Origin of the sequence: Flavobacterium sp. DG1-102-2 (assembly GCF_033042555.1) — a bacterium.
GTDB lineage: Bacteria > Bacteroidota > Bacteroidia > Flavobacteriales > Flavobacteriaceae > Flavobacterium.
Genome location: NZ_JAWLIK010000002.1, coordinates 380543 through 404756 on the forward strand (window position 1 = coordinate 380543; position 24214 = coordinate 404756).

Genomic DNA, 24214 nt, shown 5'->3' on the forward strand with positions numbered 1-24214 from the left:
TTAATTTTCCGATTTAATCCAGTCGTAACCTTTTTCTTCAAGCTCGTAGGCAAGCTCTTTACCTCCTGATTTTACAATTTTACCGTTGTAAAGCACGTGTACAAAATCAGGCACGATATAATCAAGAAGCCTCTGATAGTGTGTAATAACAATTACAGCGTTGTCTTCACTGCGCAGTTTGTTTACACCATTTGCAACGATACGAAGTGCATCAATATCAAGGCCAGAGTCGGTTTCGTCAAGAATAGCCAGTTTTGGCTCAAGCATTGCCATCTGGAAGATCTCATTACGTTTTTTTTCACCACCCGAAAAACCTTCGTTTAAAGAGCGTGAAAGAAATTTGCGGTCTATTTCCAGCATTTCGCTTTTCTCACGGATAAGCTTAAGCATTTCGTTAGCAGGCATTTCTTCCTGTCCTTTAGCTTTACGGCTTTCGTTGATAGCGGTTTTCATGAAGTTTGTAACCGATACTCCCGGTATCTCTACAGGATACTGAAATGAAAGGAAAACACCCTTATGCGCTCTTTCTTCAGGAGCAAGTTCGCCAATGTCTTCACCTTCAAGAAGGATTTCGCCATCAGTCACTTCATAATCCTCTTTACCGGCAATGACCGATGAAAGCGTACTTTTACCTGAACCATTAGGTCCCATTATAGCGTGTACTTCACCAGCTTTAACCTCAAGGTTTATACCTTTCAGGATATCTTTATCTTCAACACGGGCGTGTAAATTCTTAATACTTAACATTATTCTTTTGTTTCGGGTTTGGAGTTTCGAGTTCCGGGTTCCTGTTGGCACCGCTTACTCAAACCTTATTTTATAATACTTCTAATTTTATTTTTTCGGGCACGCTCAACACTGAACTTAAAACCCGAAAAGCTATTTTATCCTACTGACCCCTCTAAAGAGATTTCAAGCAGTTTTTGTGCCTCTACAGCAAACTCCATTGGCAGTTTGTTAAGCACGTCTTTACTAAAGCCGTTTACAATAAGAGCAATGGCTTTTTCTGTAGGTATACCTCTTTGGTTACAATAAAATACCTGGTCTTCTCCAATTTTACTTGTTGTAGCCTCGTGTTCTATTTTAGCCGTTGTGTTTTTAGATTCGATGTAAGGAAAGGTATGCGCACCGCAGTTATTACCCATTAGCAATGAATCACACTGAGAGAAGTTACGTGCGTTATCTGCCCTTGACCCTATTTGTACAAGTCCGCGGTAGCTGTTTTGCGATTTACCTGCCGATATACCTTTAGAAATAATAGTACTCTTAGTGTTCTTGCCAAGGTGTATCATTTTAGTTCCTGTATCTGCCTGCTGGTAGTTGTTCGTAACGGCTATAGAATAAAATTCTCCTACAGAGTTATCGCCTTTAAGTATGCAGCTTGGGTATTTCCATGTAACGGCAGAACCTGTCTCTACCTGTGTCCATGATATCTTTGCGTTCTTTTCGCAAATCCCTCGTTTTGTCACAAAGTTAAATACACCGCCTTTACCTTCTTTATTACCAGGGAACCAGTTTTGTACAGTACTGTATTTAATTTCGGCATCATCCATTGCAATAAGCTCAACTACAGCAGCGTGCAGCTGGTTTTCATCTCGCGATGGTGCTGTACAGCCTTCAAGGTAGCTAACATAACTACCTTCATCGGCAATTACAAGCGTACGTTCAAACTGGCCTGTACCGGCCTGGTTGATACGGAAGTACGTAGATAATTCCATTGGGCAGCGTACTCCTTTTGGAATATAACAGAAAGAACCGTCAGAGAATACAGCCGAATTAAGCGCGGCATAAAAGTTGTCTTTTTGCGGCACTACAGATCCTATATATTTCTTAACCAGTTCCGGATGTTCTTTTATCGCTTCTGAAATCGGGCAAAAAATAATGCCTTTTTCAGCAAGTGTTTTCTTGAATGTAGTAGCTACAGAAACTGAATCGACCACGATGTCCATGGCAATGTTGTTCATTTTCTTTTGCTCATCAAGAGAGATTCCAAGCTTTTTGTACATCGCTAATAATTCAGGATCTACATCATCAAGGGTTTTATTGGCATCTATCGTTTTAGGCGCAGAATAATATGAAATAGCCTGGAAGTCAGGTTTTTCATAATGAACATTTGCCCAGTCTGGCTCTGTCATTTGCTGCCAGGCACGAAAAGCCTCAAGGCGCCAGTCCGTCATCCATTCAGGCTCTTCCTTCTTTTTAGAAAGTGCCCTTACGATGTCTTCATTAAGCCCTATTGGAAATGTTTCAGATTCAATGTCAGTATAAAAACCGTACTCGTACTCTTTGGTTTCAAGCTCAATTTTTAATTCCTCTTCAGTATACTTACTCATTATTTTTACATTAAAAGATTTAAAATTTTAAAATTTAAAGATTACTCCCTAAATCTTCGATTTTAAATACTCTATAAATTTTGATAGATTCTTAGAAATTTCAATACTTAATTCAATTGCCGTTTTAGTTTCCTCTTCATTACAAAAATTCAGCTCTTTAGACAAGATCAACATACTTCTTACTTCGGCACAGCTTCCTTTAGAATGCCTCAAAAACCGTATGAATTGTTTGTTGTTATTATATTCAGAGCCTTCAGCAATATTATTACTTATAGAAACTACTGCTCTCTTAATTTGATCCTTAAAGCCATATTCCCTTTCAAAACTTTGGGTATTCATTAATCTGAAAATCTCTTTTGCAAGCACTATTGATTTTTGATATACCTCAAATTCAGTAAAGGTTTTTGTCATGCCTTCTTAAATCTTTAAATCTTTAAATATTAAATTAAAGAGAAAAACTCTCCCCGCATCCGCATGTTCTCTGCGCATTAGGGTTATTAAAGACAAAACCTTTACCATTAAGGCCGCCTGAGTACTCAAGGATAGTACCTGCTAAATACAGGAAACTCTTTTTATCTACGGCAATCTTTATGTTGTTGTCTTCAAATACTTTATCATTTTCGCCCAGGGCTTTGTCAAATTTAAGATCATAAGACAAACCTGAACACCCGCCGCTTTTCACACCTACGCGCACATAGTCGGTAGCTGCATCAAAGCCATCATCTTCCATAAGGGATACAACCCTTTTTCTTGCTGTGTCAGAAACTTTTATCATGATTTATAAACGTATAATTAGTCTAAATTTAGTGCAAAGATACCACATTTTTGTATAATGCAATAATAGGTGCAGTTTTTATACAAATAGAGCTATAAACAATACTTATACCAATACTTAATTGTAAAATTGTTAATTTGGCACCAATAAATTTATACTAATGAAATTATACCCTATAGAGAGCGGCAATTTTAAGCTTGATGGTGGTGCAATGTTTGGCGTTGTGCCAAAAACCATTTGGAATAAAACTAATCCTGCCGACAACAACAACCTGATTGACCTTGCAGCACGATGCCTCCTTATTGAAGACGGTAACAAACTTATACTGATTGATACCGGAATGGGCAATAAGCAAAGCGAAAAATTCTTTGGCTATTATTCCATGTGGGGCGACCATAGCATAGACAAGTCATTGGCACAACACGGTTTTCATCGTGATGATATTACAGATGTTTTCATGACACACCTGCATTTTGACCATTGCGGCGGAAGTATTCAGTGGAATAAAGACAAAACGGGTTACGAACCTGCCTTTAAGAATGCGCATTTTTGGTCTAATGAAAATCATTGGGAATGGGCGACCAAACCGAATGCCCGCGAAAAAGCCTCTTTTTTGAGCGAAAACATACTGCCGATGCAGGAAAGCGGCCAGCTTAAATTTATTGAAAGGCCTGACGCAGGATTTTTAGAGCAAAGCGAACTGGGGTTTGATATATTCTTTGCCGACGGGCATACCGAAAAACAAATGATTCCCCATATTAGTTATAACGGAAATACTATTGTTTTCATGGCCGATTTACTGCCTACCGTGGGTCACATTCCGCTACCTTATGTAATGGGATACGACACAAGGCCATTATTGACTATAGATGAAAAGGCACGTTTTCTTAATACCGCAGCCGAGAGGGGTTATCATCTCTTCCTGGAACACGATGCACATAACCAGATTATCACTGTAGAACAAACCGAAAAGGGTGTTCGCCTTAAAGAAACGTTTACCTGCGAAGATATTTTTTAAAATGAAACCCCGCCCTCTTATGAAGGCGGGGTTTTTTATTTGAATCTATATAACCAGCGTAAATTATAGCGATGCTACAAGTTCTCTCCACTCAGTTAATTCAGGTACACCCGGTTTTCTTTTTCCGAAGAACTGAACGATGATCTCGCCCATTTCGTTGTAAACTTCAAGTGCAGTTACCTCACCATCGGCAGTAGGCTTGCGCACTACCCATACCTGAGCGATCTTATCTGTATCCAGGTGAAGGTTAAAGTCAGGATCCATAACATTAAACCACTGGTTGTGCCACATTGTTTTGCGTACAAGTCCTGTGTGGATCTGGATGTTACCCCTGTTACCTACAAATACCATGATAGGCAGTTTTTGCTCTGCAGCTCCTTCAAGCATTTTAGCAACAACTTCTTTGTCCACTTTTTTAGCAAGGTGGTCGTTTGGAGCAAGGCGAAGCGCCTGTGTTCTTGTAACGCCAAATTTCTTAAGCATACCAAAGAAAGCATGTGTATCAGGCAGTGTTAACCATGCTTCGTGAAATTCGGCTAAGTTAATATCGCTGTCCGGTTTCTCATCTATAATAAGCGGTACTTCAACAGTAGTCTCTTCTGTAGACTGGTTTTCAGATTTAAACTGCTCAACAAGTGTATCAAATGCAGCCTCGTTACTGTCTTTAGTCAGGTATATTTTGTGTATTGCAAGACCATCTTTTCCAAAGAACTGAAGGCTTTTCCTGTCGCCGTGTTCGCTTTTTTCTGCTACTGCAAAAGCTTTGTCCCAATGTGTAAGGAACATACGAAGATCGATATCCTCGCCTACAAATATACTTGCAAACGGAGAGCTGAAGTCGCCATTAAGGTAAACACCTTTACGCTCATGCACACACTCATCGTTTCTTGTAAGAGCCATTACTTTTCCAAGTTTTTCGACTTCGCTAAGTATAGCTGCAAATTCAGGGCGAAGACGCGTAACCGTTTCTCCTGTGCTTACTGCTACAAGCTCTGCTTCGCTTACGCCAAGCTGCTCTGCAGCATTTCTTATTCTTAAATGTGGGTTTTCAGCTTTAAGGGCTTCCCATTGAGTTTTTAATGAATTGGTTATTGTACTCATATGTATTGTAAATTAAGTTCCAAAAATTATTAACGGATTATTATTGACCGGATTAGCGCAGATAGTACACGGAAAATTGTATACGGCGCTTATGGTTTCTTTTGTAAATACCTTTTCGGGTACGTCATGACTTACTATCTTACCTTTTTTAAGCAGCATTACCCTGTCGGCAAATTGTGCTGCCAGGTTAAGGTCGTGCAGTACCATTATTGCAGTATGTCCTTGCTGGGTAAACTTTTTAATGGTTTGCAATATGCGGTGCTGGTGCAGTATGTCAAGGTTATTTAATGGCTCGTCTAAAAAGACAAGCGTGTTTTTTATATCATTGTCCAGCTGGGTAAGAACCCTTGCAAGGTGTACGCGTTGTTTTTCTCCACCCGAAAGTGAATTATAATCCCTTTGTGCCAGGTGGGTCACATCGGTCTCTGCCATTGCCTTTACAATAGCTTCTTCGTCGGTTTTGCGTGGTATCGAACTAAAGTAAGGATAGCGCCCCATCATGACCACGTTGCTTACTGTAAGCGGAATATCATGGCTGTTATTTTGCGAAAACTTAGCCTTGCTTTGTGCAAGCTCATTACCATCCCACTCACGGAAGGTCTTCTTTTTAAAGAAGATAGACTGGTTTTTTCCGTCAAGCTCATTAGCAAGCATACTTAGCAGTGTAGATTTCCCTGCACCGTTAGGGCCTACAATAACAAGCAGTTCTCCTTTGTTTACTGTAACATCTATGTTTTCCAGTATTGAGAATTTGCGGTGTGCGTATGATATTTTTTCGGCTGCTAACATAGTCCTTTACATTGTTTTCCTGCTTCTTATCAGTATGGTTATAAAAATAGGCGCGCCCATAAGTGCAGTAAGAATTCCAAGCGGCACTTCAGACGGTGGCGTTATAGTCCTGCTTATCGTATCTCCTGTAAGAAGCAAAATGCTGCCAAAGATAGCAGATAAAGGCAGGATAATGTGGTAATTTGACTTGAAAATCAGGCGTAATATGTAGGGAACGATTAGCCCGACAAATCCTATTGTTCCTGCAAATGCCACGCAGGTGCCTATCATAAGTGCTGTGAGCAGCACAATTTGTTTCTTTATGCGCTCTACAGGTATACCCAGGTGCTGTGCGTCTTTTTCGCCAAGCATCATGGCGTTGAGTGCTTTTCCTTTAGGGAGGAGTATGCTATATGATACGGTTAAAACAACAGCAAGAATAACATTTTTGCTCCAGGTTGCACCGCTGAGGCTGCCAAGGTTCCAAAAGGTAAGGTCACGGAGTTCTTCTTCTTTAGAGATGTAGATCAAAAGTCCCATAAAGGCAAAGCCAAGGGCTGTAACGGCTACGCCGGTAAGCAGCATGATCACCACATTGGTTTTTCCGTCCAGCGTACTCATGCGGTATACGAGTATCATGGTAAGCAAGGCCCCTAAAAAGGCCATTATGCTTAACAATGAAAAATGAAAAGCCTCAGGTATGTAGGGTTTTATATGGCTGCCCAATACGATAGAGGTGGCTGCCATTAAAGATGCTCCGGCTGTAATCCCTAAAAGATCAGGGGTTGCAAGCGGGTTACGGAACATTCCCTGAAGGCAGGTGCCCGACACGGCGAGTGCACTGCCTATGAGTATACCCATAACTATACGCGGAAGCCTCAGCTCCATCAATACAAAACGGTCACTGTCTGATACAGAGCCGTCATTGTTTATAATACCGGCAAGTATTTGCGGTATGGATTGTTTTTCAAAGACATATACACCTATAAACAGCGAAACTACTGCCAGCACCGCCAGCAGTACTAAACCTATTATAAGATATATTGGAAGTTTATTTTGCATTTTCAGATAAAAGGGCATTCAGTTTTGCAGCACCTTCGCCTAAACGCGGTCCGAAACCTGAAAGAAGTGCGCCATCCATAGCGATGATTTTTTTGTTTTTACCTGCATTGGTTTTATCAACTCCGGGAATTTTAAGAACACCCTGAGGTCCGCCAAGGCTGCCAAGGCCAGAATCAAACAATAAGATAACATCCGGGTTTCCTTTTATAAGTGCTTCCGGAGTAAGTGGTTTGTAATCGGCAAAATCAGTTACCGCATTTTTACCGCCGGCAAGCTCAATAGTTTTTTCTACAGGAGTACCTGTACCGCTTACCATCATCATGTTAGCGCCACGGGCATATATAAATAATACTTTAGGCGCTTTAGCGATAGGTTTTACCGCGGCAAGGTCAGTGTCAATTTTTTCTTCAAGAGCTTTATAGTCAGCATGGTTAAGTGTTTTTGCAACATCTGCAATAAGTTTTTTACTTCCTGCAGGCGTAAATTCCTGAGTGAAAACTTCAGCCTTAACGCCTGATTTTTTAATTTTTTCTAATAGTTCAGGGCTCATGTCTTTATCTGTAGCAAGAATAACTGTAGGCTGTAGAGCCATAATAGCTTCTATAGAAATCTGGCGAACATGGCCAAGGTCTTTAGCTGTAGTTTTAAGGCTTTCAGGAAATGTACTTGTAACATCTGTCGCAACGATTTCTTTTTCATGGCCAAGAGCAGCAACGATTTCGGTCACTGCGCCGTTAAGCGAAACGATTTTTTCTATTTTTGCAGAAACAACAGAATCTGTTTTTACAGTTGTTTCTTCGGTAACTTTTTCTTCTTTTTTACAAGAAATTGCCGCTGTTAGAACAAAGGCAAGCATAACTATGTGTTTGATTTTTTTCATTAGTAATGATTGATTGTTTATAATTAATCTAAATTAGCGCAAACTTACTTCATAAAATCGTACCCTCAAAAACAAAACGGTTAAATTTAGATTGCATACACTTTAAGATTTGTGAGATTATGCCCTGTAATATTGGAATTGAAAAAAATAAACACAAAAGTGCCGTCTTGTTTTAGCAGGCAATAAAATAGTTATTACTAAAGTTTTGATGCAATTAATGTTTACTTGATAACCAAATACATAGAAAATAGGAGTTTACAATAACCACATTTCTTAAATGTTATGGCAAAAAACAGTTATTAAAAAAACATCACGTAAATTTGCAGGTATAATATCTGCTATGCACAGCACAGCTATAACTACAGAAAGTACAATAATGTTAGATATACAAAAAGTCAGGAATGACTTCCCCATATTAAACCAGACCGTAAACGGTAAACCGCTTGTCTATTTTGATAACGCGGCGACCTCTCAAAAACCTAAGGTTGTAATAGATGCCATAAGTAACTATTACAGCACTATAAATGCAAATATTCATCGTGGGGTACACACGCTGAGCCAGCTGGCTACCGATGCTTATGAAGCTTCCAGGCAAACGATACAAAAACATATCAATGCAAAGCATACATATGAGGTGCTTTTTACTGCCGGAACAACGCACGGAATTAATCTTGTAGCTAATGGTTTTGCCGCTTTTGTAAAAGAAGGCGATGAGATCATGATATCGGCAATGGAACACCATAGCAATATAGTGCCATGGCAGATGCTTTGTGAACGAACGGGAGCTCAGCTTACAGTTATCCCAATGAATGATAGGGGAGAGCTTATCATCGAAGAGTTTGAAAAGCTGCTTTCAGAAAAGACAAAACTTGTTTCGGTTAATCATATTTCTAACTCGCTTGGAACCATCAACCCAATTGAGCATATCATAAAAAAAGCCCACGAAGCAGGTGCGGCGGTGTTTATAGACGGTGCACAGGCAGCCCCGCATTTAAAAATAGATGTGCAGGCGCTCGACTGCGATTTTTATGCCTTTTCAGGACACAAGATATGCGGACCGACAGGCTCTGGTGCATTATATGGTAAAGAAGAGTGGCTTAAAAAATTGCCTCCCTATCAGGGTGGCGGCGAAATGATAAAAGAAGTTACCTTTGAAAAGACCACCTATGCCGACCTGCCGCATAAATTTGAAGCAGGAACACCTCACATTGAGGGCGGTATAGTACTTGGCACAGCTATTGATTATCTTAACAGCATAGGGCTTGATGCTATTGCGGCTTATGAGCACGAGCTTTTAGAGTATGGTACACAAAAGCTTCTTGAAATAGAAGGGCTAAAAATTATAGGCACGGCTGCAAATAAAACATCGGTGATATCATTTAATGTGGGTAGTATACACCCGTATGACATTGGTGCTATTGTAGACAAGATGGGAATCGCAGTGCGTACAGGCCACCACTGCTGCCAGCCGGTAATGAGTTTTTTTGATATTCCGGGTACGGTAAGGGCATCATTCTCTTTTTATAATACAAAAGAAGAAATAGATGCTTTAGTACAGGCAGTGATAAAAGCACAGCGAATGCTGAGTTAGAGAAATAAAAACAAACAACAATCAATATGAAAAAAATTGCATTAGTACTTTTAACCATCGCTTTTGCTGTAGGGTGTTCATCTGCAAAAACGGTAAAGACAAACGCTGATTCGGCAGCTAACTCGCTTTCGTTTGAATATACTGCCTCAACACGCGGTGCTTACAAAAAAGTTGTTGTAACAAGCGATAGCATCGTTACGATAAAAGATCACGCAATGAAAGACGTGGTAACAAAAAGCATTGGTAAAAGTGACTGGAACCAATTGGTGGCTGCATCAGGAAAACTAAATGTTGAAGGGCTGAAAGATATTGATGCTCCTTCTAAAAAACATCAGTTTGATGGCGCTCTTGCTGCGAACCTTAAAATTATTAGGGATGGTAAAGAGTATAATAGCACTACTTTTGACCACGGTAACCCTCCTGCAGGGATAAAAAGCCTTGTTGATAAAATAATAATGATATCTGATTTAGATAAGAGATAATTAAGAATGAGCATAAAAGAAATTCAGGACGAGATAATAGATGAGTTTTCCATGTTTGACGATTGGGAAGAGCGTTACCAGTATGTGATAGACCTGGGTAATTCGCTTCCGCTTATTAAGGAACAGTACAAAACCGAAGATAATATCATTAAGGGCTGTCAGAGCAAGGTATGGCTTCACGCCGAACAGAAAGACGGCGAGCTGCAATTTACTGCTGATAGCGATGCTATACTTACTAAAGGGCTTATAGCGATATTTATCCGTGTATTCTCTAATCAGAAAGCATCTGATATCCTTGAAGCTGATACCGCTTTTGTAGACGAGATTGGCCTTAAGGAACATCTTTCTCCCACAAGGGCAAACGGACTGGTATCTATGATTAAACAAATTAAAATGTATGCGCTGGCTTACAGTGCAAAGAACTAACTATGGAACAGGAAATAGACACGGCACAACTGGGCGAAGACATCGTAAAAGTGCTAAAAACAATATATGACCCTGAGATACCTGTAGATATCTACGAACTTGGGCTAATTTATGACGTTATGGTAAATACCGATAACGAAGTGAAGATACTTATGACGCTTACATCGCCTAACTGCCCGGTTGCAGAGAGCTTACCGATGGAGGTAGAGGAAAAGATAAGAAAAATTGAAGGCGTTACCGCTGCTGAGGTTGAAATTACATTCGATCCGCCATGGAGCCGTGATCTTATGAGCGAAGAAGCTAAGCTGGAACTGGGAATGCTTTAATTAGTTATCAGTTTACAGTTAACGGTTTACAGTTGTTTGCGTTCTGTCATTTTGAGCGCAGCGCAGCGGAGTCGAAAAATCTCTACGGAGTTAATAGCTGTAAGTGATTGTATTAGGCTTAAGGGATGGAGTGAGAAACTTTAAACCTTAAACATTAAACCCGAAACAAAATGGAAAAAGAAGAAGAAATAATAAACCGCGTTGCAGGCAGTGTCCTGCAGGTGTTTGACCTTGAAGATTATTATCCTGAAGGAGAGCGCGCGGGCTTAGATATATCAGGCTGGCTATGGGAAGGTTTTGTGCTTCGCGAGAAAGAGTTTCGTGAAACGCTTAAGAACCATGATTGGGAACAGTATAATGGAAAGTTCGTTGCTTTGTATTGCAGTACCGATGCCATAGTACCGGCATGGGCCTATATGCTCATTACAACGTACTTGCAGCCATTTGCAAAAAAAGTGGTACAGGGTAGGGCAGAAGACATCAATATCCATATATATCAGGAGCTGTTAAATAACCTTGATTATAGCGAATACGAAGGTAAGCCTGTAATAATAAAGGGCTGCTCTAAAAAGGCTGTACCGCAGGAAGCCTATGTAATGGCAACCCAGAAACTTATGCCGGTAGCCAGGAGTATAATGTTTGGCGAAGCCTGTTCATCTGTGCCTTTGTACAAAAAAAGGTAGGGCTATTTTATCAAAAAAGTAAGAGTATCTTTTTCTTTATTAATTATATTTGTGTAAACAGCAATTAATTATGAAGAAAAAGATACTCTTTTTGTTATGCCTTGCAGGTTCGCTTGGTGCTAACGCTCAGGATGGAGGGGAAAAAGCCACAGAGAAAGACACCATAGGCCCATGGTTTACAAATGGTAATGCTTCGTTACTGTTCAATCAGTCCACGTTTAATAACTGGGTTGCCGGTGGTGAGAATAACATCTCAGGAACACTTGGTGTAAACTATGATTTTAATTACAAAAAAGGTGACTGGAGCTGGGACAACAAGGTTATTGCTTCGTATGGTATCGTAAAAACAAGAACATCATCTTTTGCTAAAAAGACCGATGACCGCCTTGAGGTAAACTCTATTTTGGGTAAAAAGGCAACAGAAAGATGGTCCTACTCAGCATTCTTAAACTTTAGGACACAGTTTACTAAAGGATATAACTACTCAAGAGACGAAAATGGCGCCGAGCAAAGGGAAGAATATACTAACTTCCTGTCTCCGGGTTATTTAATGATAGGTCCCGGTATGCTTTATAAAAGAGATGAAAACTTTTATTTTAACCTGTCTCCGGCAACATCTAAATTTACTTTTGTAGATGCTAATTCTACCCTGCCCGATGAAGCCTATTTTGGGGTTAAGGAAGGTGAGTCTATGCGTTACGAATTAGGTTTCAATGCATCGGCATATTATAAAGTTGTTGTTCTGGCCAATGTGACATTCGAAAATATTCTTGGCTTGTACTCTAACTATCTGGAAGATCCACAGAATGTGGATATCAACTATCAGCTTAATGTGGTTATGCGCATTAACAGGTATCTTACTACCAACTTGTCATTCCAAATGATTTATGATGACAATGCATATAAGGGGCTTCAGGTTAGGCAGGTATTTGGTGTTGCTGCCAATTACGGATTCTAATCCTGCTTTACCATATAAAAAACACCGTGCATCCCGCAAACGACATAGTAGTGTTTGCGGGATGCTTTCAGTATTATAATAACGTTAAAAACCTGTCAGTACGCCTAATTATCTGTAACTTACAGTAAATTAAATACTACAGAGATGGCAAAAAAAGTAGCCGACCAGATTGTAGAGATGCTGGTAGAAAATGGCGTTAAAAGAATATATGCAGTTACGGGCGACAGCCTTAATGAATTAAACGACGCTGTAAGACGCAGCGGAAAGATAAAATGGATACACGTGCGCCACGAAGAGGCGGGGGCTTATGCGGCGGCGGCTGAGGCAGAACTTGACGGGCTTGCCTGCTGTGCAGGAAGCTGCGGGCCGGGGCACGTACACCTTATAAACGGATTGTATGATGCACATCGCACGGGAGCACCGCTTATTGCAATTGCATCTACCATAAATACACCAGAGTTTGGAGTAGATTATTTTCAGTCTACCAATACGATAAAACTTTTTGATGACTGTTCTTGTTATAATGAAGTGGCATCTACAGCGGCACAGGCACCAAGAATGCTGCAATCGGCAGTACAGCACGCCATACATAACAAAGGGGTGGCAGTTTTAGGGCTTCCCGGAGATGTGTCTGCTCTTCCTGCCGAAGAAAGCGTTACTGCTATGTACAATTACAGGAATAACCCCGTAATCCGACCGTCAGACGGTGAACTATCTTTACTGGCCGATGCCCTTAACAGCAAAGCCAAAGTAACTATTTTTTGCGGCATAGGTGCTGCCGAAGCACACGATGAGGTTATCCAGCTTGCAAAATTATTGAACGCGCCTATCGGTTATTCCTTCCGAGGAAAAATGGGTATACAATACGATAACCCTTTTGAAGTGGGTATGACCGGGCTTCTTGGTCTTCCGTCTGCCTACCACAGTATGCATGAAGCCGATGTTGTATTACTATTGGGCACTGATTTTCCTTATTCTGCCTTTATGCCGCTTAAAAACAAGATCATCCAGATTGATGATAAGCCTGAAAAACTGGGCAGGCGAGCAAAACTTGAAATGGGGCTTTGCGGAAAAATTGATGATACTCTAAAAGCGCTGCTTCCGCTTATCAATAAAAAGGAAGATGACACTTTCCTTATGTCACAGCTAAAACTGTATGAACACGTAAAAGAGCATCTGGAAACATACGTAAAAGATTCCGGCAGCGTTGATAAGATATCGCCTGAGTTTGTTGCTCACACTATAAATGAACTCGCAGACAACGATGCTATTTTTACCGTAGATACCGGGATGTGCTGTGTTTGGGGCGCACGCTATCTGCATGCAACGGGCCAGCGAAAACTGCTTGGGTCTTTTAACCATGGATCCATGGCTAATGCAATGCCTATGGCTATAGGGGCATCGCTAAGCAATCCTGATAAACAGGTTATTGCACTGTGTGGTGATGGAGGACTTTCTATGATGCTTGGTGATCTGGCTACAATAAAACAATATAACCTGCCTGTAAAACTTATCGTATTTAACAATAGGGCACTGGGTATGGTAAAACTTGAAATGGAAGTGCAGGGGCTTCCAGACAACGAGACCGATATGGTAAACCCTGACTTTGCCCTTGTGGCCCAGGCGATGGGCTTTACAGGAATTACTGTGCATAACCCGGGAGCGCTTAAAGAAATAGTACAGACAGCTTTTAGAACAGAAGGGCCTGTATTAATAAATGTAATGACAAATCCTGCGTCGCTTGCCATGCCTCCTAAAATTGAGTGGGAGCAGGTAAAAGGCATGACGATAAGCATGGGTAAGCTTATCCTGGGAGGTAGAATGGATGAGGTTTTAGAAACGGTAAAGGCTAATTATAAACATCTTAACGATTTGTTATAACGCAAAATTAGGATATAAAAAAAGCCATCTCTAGGGATGGCTTTTGTGTTTTATTCGTCTGAGTTGTCAACTTCTTTTTCTTCTGCAAAGTTTTCTTTGTAATCAGGATACAAGAACTTGTTATAAGGAAAGCGTGTAATGTGTATCTCCCTTACAGCTTCATAAACTTTCTCCCTGAATTCTTCAAAATTCTCTTTGCTTGTAGCCGAAATAAACAATGCATTTTTTTCGCCTACATTGCTCATCCACGTAGCTTTCCATTCGTCTAAAGAATAGTGGCGCGTCGTCCTTTCTGTTATAAGATCGTCTTCTGCAATCGTCTCCGGTTTGTAAGCATCAATCTTATTGAATACCATAATTGTAGGCTTGTCAATACTTTTAATATCCTGAAGGATCTGGTTAACAGATGCAATATGGTCTTCAAATTCCGGGTGCGAAATATCTACTACGTGCAGCAGTAAGTCGGCTTCACGCACTTCGTCCAGCGTACTTTTAAACGACTCGATAAGCTGTGTAGGCAGTTTTCGTATAAAACCTACAGTGTCAGACAACAGGAACGGCAGGTTCTTGATAACTACTTTTCTAACAGTGGTGTCAAGCGTTGCAAAAAGCTTGTTTTCTACAAAGACCTCACTTTTACTTATCACGTTCATAAGCGTAGACTTGCCCACATTAGTGTACCCTACGAGAGCAACACGCACCATGGCGCCACGGTTGCTTCGCTGTACAGACATTTGCCTGTCTATAGTCCTTATTTTTTCTTTGAGTAATGCTATTCGATCGCGTACGATACGGCGGTCAGTCTCGATCTCTGTTTCACCGGGACCGCGCATACCAATACCACCACGCTGGCGTTCAAGGTGGGTCCACATACCGCTAAGCCTTGGCAGCAGGTACTGGTATTGTGCCAATTCCACTTGGGTACGGGCATAAGATGTTTGTGCACGCTGCGCAAAAATATCAAGGATAAGGTTAGTACGGTCTAAGACTTTAATATCAAATATACGTCCGATATTTTTTTGCTGAGCGGGTGTAAGCTCATCATCAAAAATTATGGTTGTAATATTATTCTCCTTTATATATAGGTTGATCTCTTCAATTTTACCTGTACCTAAAAAAGTCTTTGGATTAGGGCGTTCCATTTTTTGCGAAAATCGTTTTATTACTTCTCCGCCCGCCGTAAAGGTTAAGAACTCAAGCTCATCTAGATACTCGTTTAATTTCTCCTCACTTTGGTTTTGTGTAATGACTCCGGCTAAGATGGTCTTTTCGAATTTAATCGTCTCTTTTTCAAGCATAATTTTGTTATAAAAATGTAAAATTACAAAAATTTAGGGACAAGATTTTTAAAATAACCGCTGAAAACGGGCTTTTATAGAAAATATGTTAAATTTCACTAAATTGTTACGTATATGTTATATTTTTTTAAATTTGGAGATTAAATTTAGCTAAACTATAAACTATGAAAAAAATTACTTTAATGATCGTAGTATCATTGATGTCTTTTTTTGCGCATGCACAGCTGGCTGTGGAGCATTTCGATGCTGCATGGACAGGCACACCTGCTGCACCGCCAGATTGGAAAGTCATCAATCAGTACGGTCCTAACGTAACCTGGATCCAAACTATTCCGGGAAATCTTCAGCAGCCGCCTTTCGGCGGAGACGGGCACTCAGCTTATCTTAACAAAGAAGCTGTAGCGCCGGGTAGTGCCATTCCTGCGGACTGGCTTGTTACCAAATTGTTTAATGTTCCTGCGAATGGTGAATTATCATTCCAGTCAAAATTAACAATTAATGGTGACCAGGGAAGTATCTACAAAATTTACATTGCAGAATATGCTGCGGGCAGTACTCCTGCCGATGTAACTGTAGATAACTTTGCAGCAACAGCAAACTTACTTGCTACTTACACTGAATTACAGATCAATCCTGATCAGGCTGCATGGGCAGAAAAAACGATCACGCTTCCGGCTGTATGGGCAGGAAAGAATGTTCGTATTGCGTTCATGATGACAGGTCTCGATAAAGATCGTTGGTTCATTGATGATGTGAAAGTTGCGGCAGCATGTGTTGCTCCAACAAATGGTGTTGTTGTTTCAAAAACAATAAACAGTGCAAACCTTAGCTGGACAAGCACTGGTGTTACGTCTTGGGATATCGAAGTGGTTCCTGCGGCAGCTACGCCTACACAAACAGGTGTTTCATACTCTGGAGCGCTTCCTTATGTGGCAGGTGGATTAAATGCTTGTACAGATTATAAGTTTTATGTGCGTAACAACTGTGGTGATTCAAAAAGTCCCTGGATAGGGCCTGTTTTCTTCAAGACATCGTGTTTAGGAGAAACGTGTGCATCGCCAATTGTTATTCCTGGCGGAAACTATAGTACTACAGATAACACATCTAACTATAGCGACTTTTATGAAGGTATCGCGGGTACAGGCTGTAACAGTACCGGTAATTATCTTGCAGGAAACGATGTAGTTTATGCTTATACCCCTACTGCTACAGGTAACTTTAGCATTACGCTTACCGATACAGGAGGCCCCGCCGGTATGTTTATATACAGCAGCTGTGCTAATATTGGCAGTGCATGTATAGGTGGTGGTACTGCTACCGCTACGGCTCCGGTAAACCTTGCATCTTTTGCAATGACATCTGGTACTACATATTACATTGTAATTTCTACAAATGGTTCTCCTCAAACTACAGGATATAAGCTTACAATTCAGCAGGTATTTTGTCCTCAGCCTACAGCAGGTAATGCTACAGGTGTAACAGGTACATCTGCTATATTAGGCTGGACTCCGGGAACTGCAGGCGCAACGTCTTGGCAGATGGCGGTACAGCCTCAGGGCGCAGGACTTCCATCTACAGGTACTGTAGTTTCTACAAGTACAGGTAATACAGTTACTACTACAACTGCCGGAGCTGCTTTAGTTCCTGCAACTACTTACGAATTTTATGTAAGAGAAGCTTGTGTAGGCGGTAATTACAGTATATGGGCTGGCCCATTCCTGTTTACTACAAGCCAGGTACCTACTGCTCTTCCTTTCATCCAGAATTTTGACGGAGCTGATACGGGAGGCATGACACTTGCTAACGGAACTCAGGTTAATAAATGGTTTGTAGGCACTGCTGTAAGTAACAGCCCTACTAAATCACTTTACATATCTAACGATAACGGAGTAACAAACGCTTACGCAAACGGTACTACAGCATATGTTCATGCTTACAAGACTATCCAGATGCCGGCTACTGTAGATCAGCTCAGCCTTTCTTTTGACTGGAGATGTTTTGGCGAAAGCACATATGACTTTGTTAAAGTATGGGTTGTGCCGGATTCTTTCACACCTGCACCGGGTACAGCTATCGTTGCTGCAAATGGTACAGAGGTAGGAACTTTTAGAAACCTTTCTAACAACTGGCAAACGTCAAACAATATAATTACTGCACCGGCTGCATGGGCAGGTACAGCAAGGAAACTCGTGTTTGAATGGACAAATGACAACAGTGCAGGTTCTAATCCTCCTGCTGCCATAGATAATATCGTATTCAAAGTTATTACTTGTCCTCAGCCTACAGCGCTTACTATAGGCGCACTTACTACTGCTCAGGCAGTTATCAACTGGACAGCGCCAACAACGGTTACGCCTCCTAGTTATGATGTGTATGTGTCTCAAACACCTACAGCACCAACGGATGCTACACCAGTTACTCAAAACGTAACAGGAACTTCGGCTACAATTTCTCCTTTAACAGCGTCTGCTACATACTATGTTTGGGTAAGATCTCATTGTAGTGATGCTGATAAAAGTTTCTGGACAGGTGCTGTTAGCTTTAACACTCCTCAGGTTCCGGCTCCTATGCCTTACGCACAAAACTTTGATTCTGGTGCGCACAGTTTTACGCTATCAAACGGAACACAGTCTAACAAATGGGTTGTAGGCACTGCCACAAGCAATAGCCCTGCATCTTCTTTATATGTTTCTGCAGATGGTACTGCTAACTCTTATAACCACGTTACAAGTATAATACATGCTTACAGGGATATTCAACTTCCTGCAACTGTAACATCTGGTCAGCTTCTTCTTAAATTTGACTGGAAAAGCCTTGGTGAAAATAACTGGGATTATATGAAGGTTTTCATTGCTCCTGTTACGTTCTCTCCAACTCCTGGCACTATAATTACTCCAGATGCAACCAATGGTGTCGTAGCTGTTGGAGCTAATTTCCAGGCAAACGCTAACTGGACAACTTCTAATAACGTTGTTACTTCGCCAGCTGCATGGAATAATACTGTAAGAAGAGTTATCTTCCAATGGCAGAATGACGGCGGTGGCGGTTCTCCTCCTCCGGCAGCGGTAGATAACATAGAGTTCTCTGTTATTACATGTCCTGCGCCAAGTGCGTTAGTGCTTAACGCAGTTACAATAAACTCTGCTACTGTATCATGGACAGCTCCTACGGCTGCTCCTGCAAGTTACGACTACTATATTTCTACAACGGCTACGCCTCCTACAGCAACTACGCCTGTAAGTGGTAACGTGCCTGGCCCAACGGCTAACATAGGTGGTCTTACAGATTCTACAAACTACAATGTTTGGGTAAGAAGTAATTGTGGCGCCACAGACGGAACAAGTTTCTGGATTGGCCCATTAAACTTCAACACGCCGCAGATACCTGCTGCTATGCCTTATGCTCAAAACTTTGATGGTGCAGATAACCCAGGTTATACATTTACTAATGGTACACAAGCTAATAAGTGGGCTGTAGGCACAGCTGTAAGCAACAGCCCTACCAAGTCTATGTATATTACTAACGATAATGGTGTAACAAATGCGTATGCACACACAACAAGTGTTGTTCAGGCATACAGGGACATCCAGCTTCCTGCAACTATTGCTTCCGGACAAATCTTGTTAAATTTTGACTGGAAAAGTGTTGGTGAAGCAAACTGGGATTACCTAAAAGTATTCATAGCTCCTACGACATTCTCTCCTGTGTCTGGAACAACGATAACTCCTTCTGCCGCAAACGGTGTTGTAGCTGTTGGCGCAAACTACCAGGTTAATGGCAGCTGGACTACAGTTAATGCTGTTGTTCCTGCTCCTGCAGCATGGAATGGTACAGTAAGAAGAGTAATCTTCCAGTGGCAGAATGACGGCGGCGGCGGAACTCAGCCTCCTGTTGCTGTGGATAACATTGGCCTTTCGGTAGTTACATGTGCTGCTCCTACAGCGCTTGTATCTGGTACGATAGATGCTGCAAATGCTACATTTAGCTGGACAGCACCGGCACCGGCACCGGCAGGATATGACTACTTCCTTACTACGAGCCCAATACCTCCTGTTGCAGGTACTGTACCTACAGGATATGTTACAAACCCAACAGTTACATTATCAGGACTTCCTGATTCTACTAACTATTATATATGGGTAAGAAGTAATTGTGGCGGCTCTGACGGAACAAGCTTCTGGATTGGCCCGGTTAACTTCAATACTCCTCAAATTCCTGCTACGCTTCCTTACGTACAAAACTTTGACGGTGCTGGCAATCCTGCATTTACATACACTACAGGAACACAGCCTAATAAATGGTTTGTAGGAGGCGCAACATTCAATAGTCCTTCACAATCACTTTATATCTCTAGTGATAATGGTGTAACACATAGTTATAACAATGCATCTGCATCTACTGTTCATGCATATAGAGATATCGTAATTCCTGCGGGTGTAACTAACCTTGACCTTTCTTTTGACTGGAAAAACGTTGGCGAAGCTGCAGATTACCTTAAGGTGGTAATGGTTCCATTAAGCTATAACCCTGTTGCCGGTACGGCTATTCCTGCGGGAAGCAGTACTGCTGTAACTACGGCTAACTTATTTGGAAGCGTAAACTGGCAAAATGCAAGCTATGCAGTGCCAATTACGGCTGCACAGGCCGGAACAACACAGCGTTTTGTATTCCAGTGGGTTAACAATGGATTTACGGGATCTACTCCTGCAGCTGTTGATAACATAGATATTAAAGTGCTTACGTGTCCTAAACCAACTGCACTTACCGCTACAGGTATCGGTATGACTACGGCAACTCTCGGATGGACAGAGGCAGGAACAGCTAATGCATGGGAAGTTTATGTTGTAACAACGGGCAGTCCTGCACCGGGTACAGATACCGTAGGTACAGCTGCACCAACTAATGGATATCCTTACGGAGGTCTTGAGCCGGGTACTCAGTACCAATATTATGTAAGATCTGTTTGCGCCCCTGGCGATAAGAGCCGTTGGAGTGGTCCATTTGCCTTCCATACAAATGTATGTGAGATTGTAGACCAGTGTAACGTAAACTTCATACTTACTGATTCTGGAAATAACGGATGGCAGGGTAACACCATGTCAGTGACTCAAAGCGGTATACTTGTAGGAACTCTTGGTCCTCAGTTAGCCACCGGAGGTGGTCCTGTGACAGTATCTTTACCGCTTTGTAAAGGTATTCCTTATGAAGTATTCTGGAATCCTGGAGGAACAAATCCTAACCAGACCGGTCTTCAGATAGTTAATCCGTTCAACGGACAAACAGTGTACCAAAGAATTGGCGGTACTGTAAGTTCAGATCAGAATACTATACTATATACAGGTCTTGCTATCTGTTCTACTGTTACATGTCCTCAGCCTACAAACCTTGTAAGCCAAAGTGTTGTAAATGCACCTGGTACTACAGAGCTTGGATGGACTCCTGGCGGAACAGAAACACAGTGGGAAGTTAAGGTTCAGACACAGGGAGCTGGTTTCCCAACTGCTGCGCCTACAGGTACCACTATAGTTAATGAAAACTCATTGATCGTAGAAAATCTTGTACCAAATACTCCTTATGAGTATTATGTAAGGTCTATTTGTAGCGATACAGATAAGAGCTACTGGTCAGGCCCTCTTAAATTCTCTGACTTTACACCACCGGCTTGTGCCGACGTCACAGTTGTAGATTTAGATCTTGAGGTTATTGCACCGGATACAGAGTATGTAATATGTCCTGGAGAAAATCTATGTGTTGACTTCTCTGCCAGCTACTACGCTGCAGCGGCGGAAACTACTTCTTATGAAGTAACAAGCATTCCTTTCTCTCCACCATTCCCTACATTAGGCGGTACTTCTATGCCTGTAGGCGTGGATGATATCTGGGGTCCAAAAATTGTACTTCCTTTTGAATTCTGTTTCATGGGAGATGTATATAATGCAGCTCAGGTAGGTGCAAACGGACTGGTGAGCTTTAACGCAGACCAGCCTTCAGGCGGACCTAGCGGATATGCTTTCAGCCAGACTATACCTAATGCAACATTCCCGCAAAGGAATGCTATTTATGGTGTATACCAGGATACAGATCCAAGTATAACAAATGCATTTGCTCACCCTAACATCAACTATCAGGTATTGGGTAACTATCCTTGCCGTGCACTTGTTGTTAGTTTTAATGAGTTAGCGCAATTTGGTGGTGCTTGTAATAACAACGCTACAATTGGAGCGCAAAGCTATCAGATAGTAATGTATGAAATTACAAACATTATCGAAGTATATGTTAAGAGAAGAGTACCATGTACTGACTGGCAGAGCGGCGTAGGTCTTATCGGTGTTCAAAATGCTGCCGGGACTGTTGCCTTTACTCCTCCGGGAAGAAATACAGGTGCATGGACAGCTACAGAAGAAGCTTGGAGATTTACACCAAACGGTGATACTACTGCTACTTTTGAATGGTTAAAAGATGGACAGCCTTTCAGCACTACTCCTGCAATCGAAGTTTGTGCCCTTGAAACAGGTACAACTACTATGACAGCTCGTGCTTCTTACGTTCTTTGTAACGGTAACACTATCGTTAGGGAAAGTAACTTTGCAATCAGGGTACAGGAGCAGATTATTCCTGCAAACGATCCTGTGAATATTTCTAAATGTGGAAATGGCGAAGATGTATCTTTTGATCTTAACGAAGCGGTTGCCAATGCATTCCCTGCAGACCAGATGGCAGATTACACATTTGCTTTCTATGCTACAGAACAGGATGCCATAGACGGAGGTACAAACGTTCTTCCTGCTCCTTTTGTAACAACAGCTACAACTACGGTATGGGTTAGGATCATGAAAGCCGGTCAGCCATGTTTCATTACAAGGTCATTCCAGGCTATCGTGTCAAATGTTCCTCCTAAGTTTACAGTAACTGCAGATCAGTCTGTATGTGCGGGTTCACCTGCAACTATTACTGTTACTCCGGATGCTGGTGAAGACCTTTCTACAGCGACGTATGAATGGACTCTTAACGGAGACCCTATTGCGCAGAATACAGCTTCTATAACTGTTACTGATCAGGGTACTTATGCGGTAACAGTGTCAAAAGGCGCTTGTATTGATACTAAATCAACTACAGTAACTGTTGTGGCACTTCCTGTTGCGGATAATCCGGATGATGTTGTTTCTTGCGGTCCTTATACGCTTCCTGCTCTAAGTGCGGGTAACACATACTATACAGGACCTGGAGGAACAGGTACCGCTTATAACGGTGGTGATATTATTCCTGCAGGTGCAGCTTCAACTACACAAACTATGTATGTATATGCTGTGTCGCCAACGCTTGCAGCGTGTACAGCAGAAAATTCATTTGAGTTAACGATTAATCCTCGTCCTGAGCTTGATCCTATTACAAGTGTGGATGCTTGTGACAGTTATGTGCTTCCTGCACTTCCTGCAGGCCAAAGCTACTACACAGGAGCGGGTGCGACAGGAACGGCTTTAGATGCTGGCGATGTCGTATCTACTACACAAACTATTTATGTGTATGAGGCAAGCGCAACTGATTGTTCTGCTGAAACAAGTTTTGTAGTAACTATTACTGCTTCTCCTGTAGCTGATGCTCCGGGTAATGAAACAGTTTGTGATAGCTATGTTCTTCCTGCACTTAGTGCCGGTAACAGCTACTTTACAGCTACAGGCGGGACAGGTACTCCGTTAAGTGCAGGTGAAACGATTACTACATCGCAGCGTATCTATGTATATGCTGTAGCTGCAGAAAACGCAGCTTGTACTAACGAGAACTTCTTTGATGTAACTATTATACCTACACCTCAGTTTAACCTTGGTGGTCCTTATGTTTCATGTCTGGCTACTAACGTAACTATACAGGTAGGCGGTGCTAACTTTGATACTGCGACTGCAACATACGCATGGACAGTAAATGGTTCTCCTACAGGAACTAACTCAAGCGCTATAACAGGCACTGAGTTTGGTACTTATGAGGTAACAGTTACAGTAGGTACTTGTATACATACAGAATCTGTAGTGGTTACTCAGGATACTACGGCAATAGATCTTGCATTCCTGGATGACTGTGAATCTAACGTATACTATGTTGAAGTAACAGATGTAGACGGTTCATTCGATATTGACCACGCTACTTACCTATGGACAGGTCCTGACGGATTTACATCTACAGATCGTAAGATGGCTCCTCCGGCAGCGGGTGAATATACAGTGACTATTACAACAGATGGCGGATGTGTAAGCACAGACACGTTTGAAGTACTAAGCACTACATGTATGATTCCTCGTGGTATATCTCCTAACGGTGATGGTAAAAATGATGAGTTTGACCTTTCTGCCCTGGGCGTAAGAAAACTTGAGATATTTAACCGTTACGGACAGGAAGTATATAGCAAATCTAACTATACAAACGAGTTTATAGGTAGAGGAAGCAACGGAGACGAACTCCCTACAGGTACATACTTCTATATGATTGAACGTTCAAACGGTGAGTCAAAAACCGGATGGGTATATATCAATAGAGAAGAGAAATAAAAATTGTTAAAAAAATAATGATTCAGATCCCCACTTTGCAGTGGGGATTTGTTTTTTTTTATATTTTTACGAAAACGAAGCAAAACACACAT

The 24214-nt window shown here is 41.6% G+C and carries 18 protein-coding genes; 9 read left to right on the forward strand and 9 right to left on the reverse strand.

All coding sequences use genetic code 11. From position 1 onward, the window contains the following. The 4 genes from sufC to R1T16_RS05070 all read right to left on the reverse strand — a co-directional run bounded on the left by sufC (position 1) and on the right by R1T16_RS05070 (position 3108). Positions 1-747 (reverse strand): Fe-S cluster assembly ATPase SufC, encoded by a 747-nt coding sequence (gene sufC, locus R1T16_RS05055; RefSeq protein ID WP_317499992.1) that lies wholly within the window; start codon positions 745-747, stop codon positions 1-3. Between the two features lie 137 nt (positions 748-884). Continuing rightward, a complete protein-coding gene (sufB, locus tag R1T16_RS05060) occupies positions 885-2333 on the reverse strand; it encodes a Fe-S cluster assembly protein SufB (RefSeq protein ID WP_317499993.1) in 1449 nt (482 codons plus the stop codon). Positions 2334-2381: 48 nt separating this feature from the next. Continuing rightward, a complete protein-coding gene (locus R1T16_RS05065; protein WP_317499994.1) occupies positions 2382-2744 on the reverse strand; it encodes a four helix bundle protein in 363 nt (120 codons plus the stop codon). Positions 2745-2778: 34 nt separating this feature from the next. Further along, on the reverse strand, positions 2779-3108 hold the full coding sequence (locus tag R1T16_RS05070; RefSeq protein ID WP_317499995.1) for an iron-sulfur cluster assembly accessory protein: 330 nt from the start codon (positions 3106-3108) through the stop codon (positions 2779-2781). A gap of 160 nt (positions 3109-3268) precedes the next feature. Here R1T16_RS05070 and R1T16_RS05075 point away from each other — a divergent pair, with 160 nt between their 5' ends. Further along, positions 3269-4126, forward strand: a complete 858-nt coding sequence (locus R1T16_RS05075) for an MBL fold metallo-hydrolase (RefSeq protein ID WP_317499996.1) — start codon at positions 3269-3271, stop codon at positions 4124-4126. 63 nt (positions 4127-4189) lie between these two features. Here R1T16_RS05075 and R1T16_RS05080 read toward each other — a convergent pair whose 3' ends face one another. From R1T16_RS05080 to R1T16_RS05095, 4 genes are read right to left on the reverse strand one after another with little or no spacing between them, the layout of a single operon-like run. Continuing rightward, positions 4190-5227: a hemin-degrading factor gene (locus R1T16_RS05080; protein ID WP_317499997.1), complete on the reverse strand. Its 1038-nt coding sequence runs from the start codon at positions 5225-5227 to the stop codon at positions 4190-4192. Positions 5228-5239: 12 nt separating this feature from the next. After that, a complete protein-coding gene (locus R1T16_RS05085; RefSeq protein WP_317499998.1) occupies positions 5240-6016 on the reverse strand; it encodes a heme ABC transporter ATP-binding protein in 777 nt (258 codons plus the stop codon). Between the two features lie 6 nt (positions 6017-6022). Next, positions 6023-7057: an iron ABC transporter permease gene (locus R1T16_RS05090; protein WP_317499999.1), complete on the reverse strand. Its 1035-nt coding sequence runs from the start codon at positions 7055-7057 to the stop codon at positions 6023-6025. Continuing rightward, positions 7047-7928, reverse strand: coding sequence for a hemin ABC transporter substrate-binding protein (locus R1T16_RS05095; RefSeq protein ID WP_411162018.1), 882 nt, complete (start codon positions 7926-7928; stop codon positions 7047-7049). The genes R1T16_RS05090 and R1T16_RS05095 overlap by 11 nt, the downstream gene beginning before the upstream one ends. 385 nt (positions 7929-8313) lie before the next feature. Between R1T16_RS05095 and R1T16_RS05100 the strand changes: the two genes are divergently transcribed. The 7 genes from R1T16_RS05100 to R1T16_RS05130 all read left to right on the forward strand — a co-directional run bounded on the left by R1T16_RS05100 (position 8314) and on the right by R1T16_RS05130 (position 14284). Next, complete coding sequence (locus R1T16_RS05100; protein ID WP_317500048.1) at positions 8314-9528, forward strand: cysteine desulfurase; 1215 nt, start codon at positions 8314-8316, stop codon at positions 9526-9528. Between the two features lie 26 nt (positions 9529-9554). After that, a complete protein-coding gene (locus tag R1T16_RS05105; protein WP_317500001.1) occupies positions 9555-10010 on the forward strand; it encodes a hypothetical protein in 456 nt (151 codons plus the stop codon). Positions 10011-10016: 6 nt separating this feature from the next. After that, complete coding sequence (locus R1T16_RS05110; protein WP_317500002.1) at positions 10017-10436, forward strand: SufE family protein; 420 nt, start codon at positions 10017-10019, stop codon at positions 10434-10436. Between the two features lie 2 nt (positions 10437-10438). After that, on the forward strand, positions 10439-10762 hold the full coding sequence (locus R1T16_RS05115; protein WP_317500003.1) for an SUF system Fe-S cluster assembly protein: 324 nt from the start codon (positions 10439-10441) through the stop codon (positions 10760-10762). Between the two features lie 170 nt (positions 10763-10932). Continuing rightward, entirely contained in the window at positions 10933-11445 is a 513-nt protein-coding gene (locus R1T16_RS05120) for a DUF2480 family protein (RefSeq protein ID WP_317500004.1), read from the forward strand. Positions 11446-11515: 70 nt separating this feature from the next. After that, on the forward strand, positions 11516-12403 hold the full coding sequence (locus tag R1T16_RS05125; protein ID WP_317500005.1) for a DUF3078 domain-containing protein: 888 nt from the start codon (positions 11516-11518) through the stop codon (positions 12401-12403). 144 nt (positions 12404-12547) lie between these two features. Then, positions 12548-14284: a thiamine pyrophosphate-dependent enzyme gene (locus R1T16_RS05130; protein WP_317500006.1), complete on the forward strand. Its 1737-nt coding sequence runs from the start codon at positions 12548-12550 to the stop codon at positions 14282-14284. Positions 14285-14334: 50 nt separating this feature from the next. Here R1T16_RS05130 and hflX read toward each other — a convergent pair whose 3' ends face one another. Further along, entirely contained in the window at positions 14335-15582 is a 1248-nt protein-coding gene (gene hflX, locus R1T16_RS05135) for a GTPase HflX (RefSeq protein WP_317500008.1), read from the reverse strand. Positions 15583-15746: 164 nt separating this feature from the next. On the opposite strand from hflX, the gene R1T16_RS05140 reads away from it, so the two are divergent. Beyond that, entirely contained in the window at positions 15747-24122 is an 8376-nt protein-coding gene (locus R1T16_RS05140; RefSeq protein WP_317500009.1) for a fibronectin type III domain-containing protein, read from the forward strand. Positions 24123-24214: the final 92 nt, after the last annotated feature.

Excerpts from the sequence above, each read along its gene's own strand:
- sufC (WP_317499992.1), bottom strand. The coding sequence starts at position 747 with ATGTTAAGTATTAAGAATTTACACGCCCGTGTTGAAGATAAAGATATC.
- sufB (WP_317499993.1), bottom strand. The coding sequence starts at position 2,333 with ATGAGTAAGTATACTGAAGAGGAATTAAAAATTGAGCTTGAAACCAAA.
- R1T16_RS05065 (WP_317499994.1), bottom strand. The coding sequence starts at position 2,744 with ATGACAAAAACCTTTACTGAATTTGAGGTATATCAAAAATCAATAGTG.
- R1T16_RS05070 (WP_317499995.1), bottom strand. The coding sequence starts at position 3,108 with ATGATAAAAGTTTCTGACACAGCAAGAAAAAGGGTTGTATCCCTTATG.
- R1T16_RS05075 (WP_317499996.1), top strand. The coding sequence starts at position 3,269 with ATGAAATTATACCCTATAGAGAGCGGCAATTTTAAGCTTGATGGTGGT.
- R1T16_RS05080 (WP_317499997.1), bottom strand. The coding sequence starts at position 5,227 with ATGAGTACAATAACCAATTCATTAAAAACTCAATGGGAAGCCCTTAAA.
- R1T16_RS05085 (WP_317499998.1), bottom strand. The coding sequence starts at position 6,016 with ATGTTAGCAGCCGAAAAAATATCATACGCACACCGCAAATTCTCAATA.
- R1T16_RS05090 (WP_317499999.1), bottom strand. The coding sequence starts at position 7,057 with ATGCAAAATAAACTTCCAATATATCTTATAATAGGTTTAGTACTGCTG.
- R1T16_RS05100 (WP_317500048.1), top strand. The coding sequence starts at position 8,314 with ATGTTAGATATACAAAAAGTCAGGAATGACTTCCCCATATTAAACCAG.
- R1T16_RS05105 (WP_317500001.1), top strand. The coding sequence starts at position 9,555 with ATGAAAAAAATTGCATTAGTACTTTTAACCATCGCTTTTGCTGTAGGG.
- R1T16_RS05110 (WP_317500002.1), top strand. The coding sequence starts at position 10,017 with ATGAGCATAAAAGAAATTCAGGACGAGATAATAGATGAGTTTTCCATG.
- R1T16_RS05115 (WP_317500003.1), top strand. The coding sequence starts at position 10,439 with ATGGAACAGGAAATAGACACGGCACAACTGGGCGAAGACATCGTAAAA.
- R1T16_RS05120 (WP_317500004.1), top strand. The coding sequence starts at position 10,933 with ATGGAAAAAGAAGAAGAAATAATAAACCGCGTTGCAGGCAGTGTCCTG.
- R1T16_RS05125 (WP_317500005.1), top strand. The coding sequence starts at position 11,516 with ATGAAGAAAAAGATACTCTTTTTGTTATGCCTTGCAGGTTCGCTTGGT.
- R1T16_RS05130 (WP_317500006.1), top strand. The coding sequence starts at position 12,548 with ATGGCAAAAAAAGTAGCCGACCAGATTGTAGAGATGCTGGTAGAAAAT.
- hflX (WP_317500008.1), bottom strand. The coding sequence starts at position 15,582 with ATGCTTGAAAAAGAGACGATTAAATTCGAAAAGACCATCTTAGCCGGA.
- R1T16_RS05140 (WP_317500009.1), top strand. The coding sequence starts at position 15,747 with ATGAAAAAAATTACTTTAATGATCGTAGTATCATTGATGTCTTTTTTT.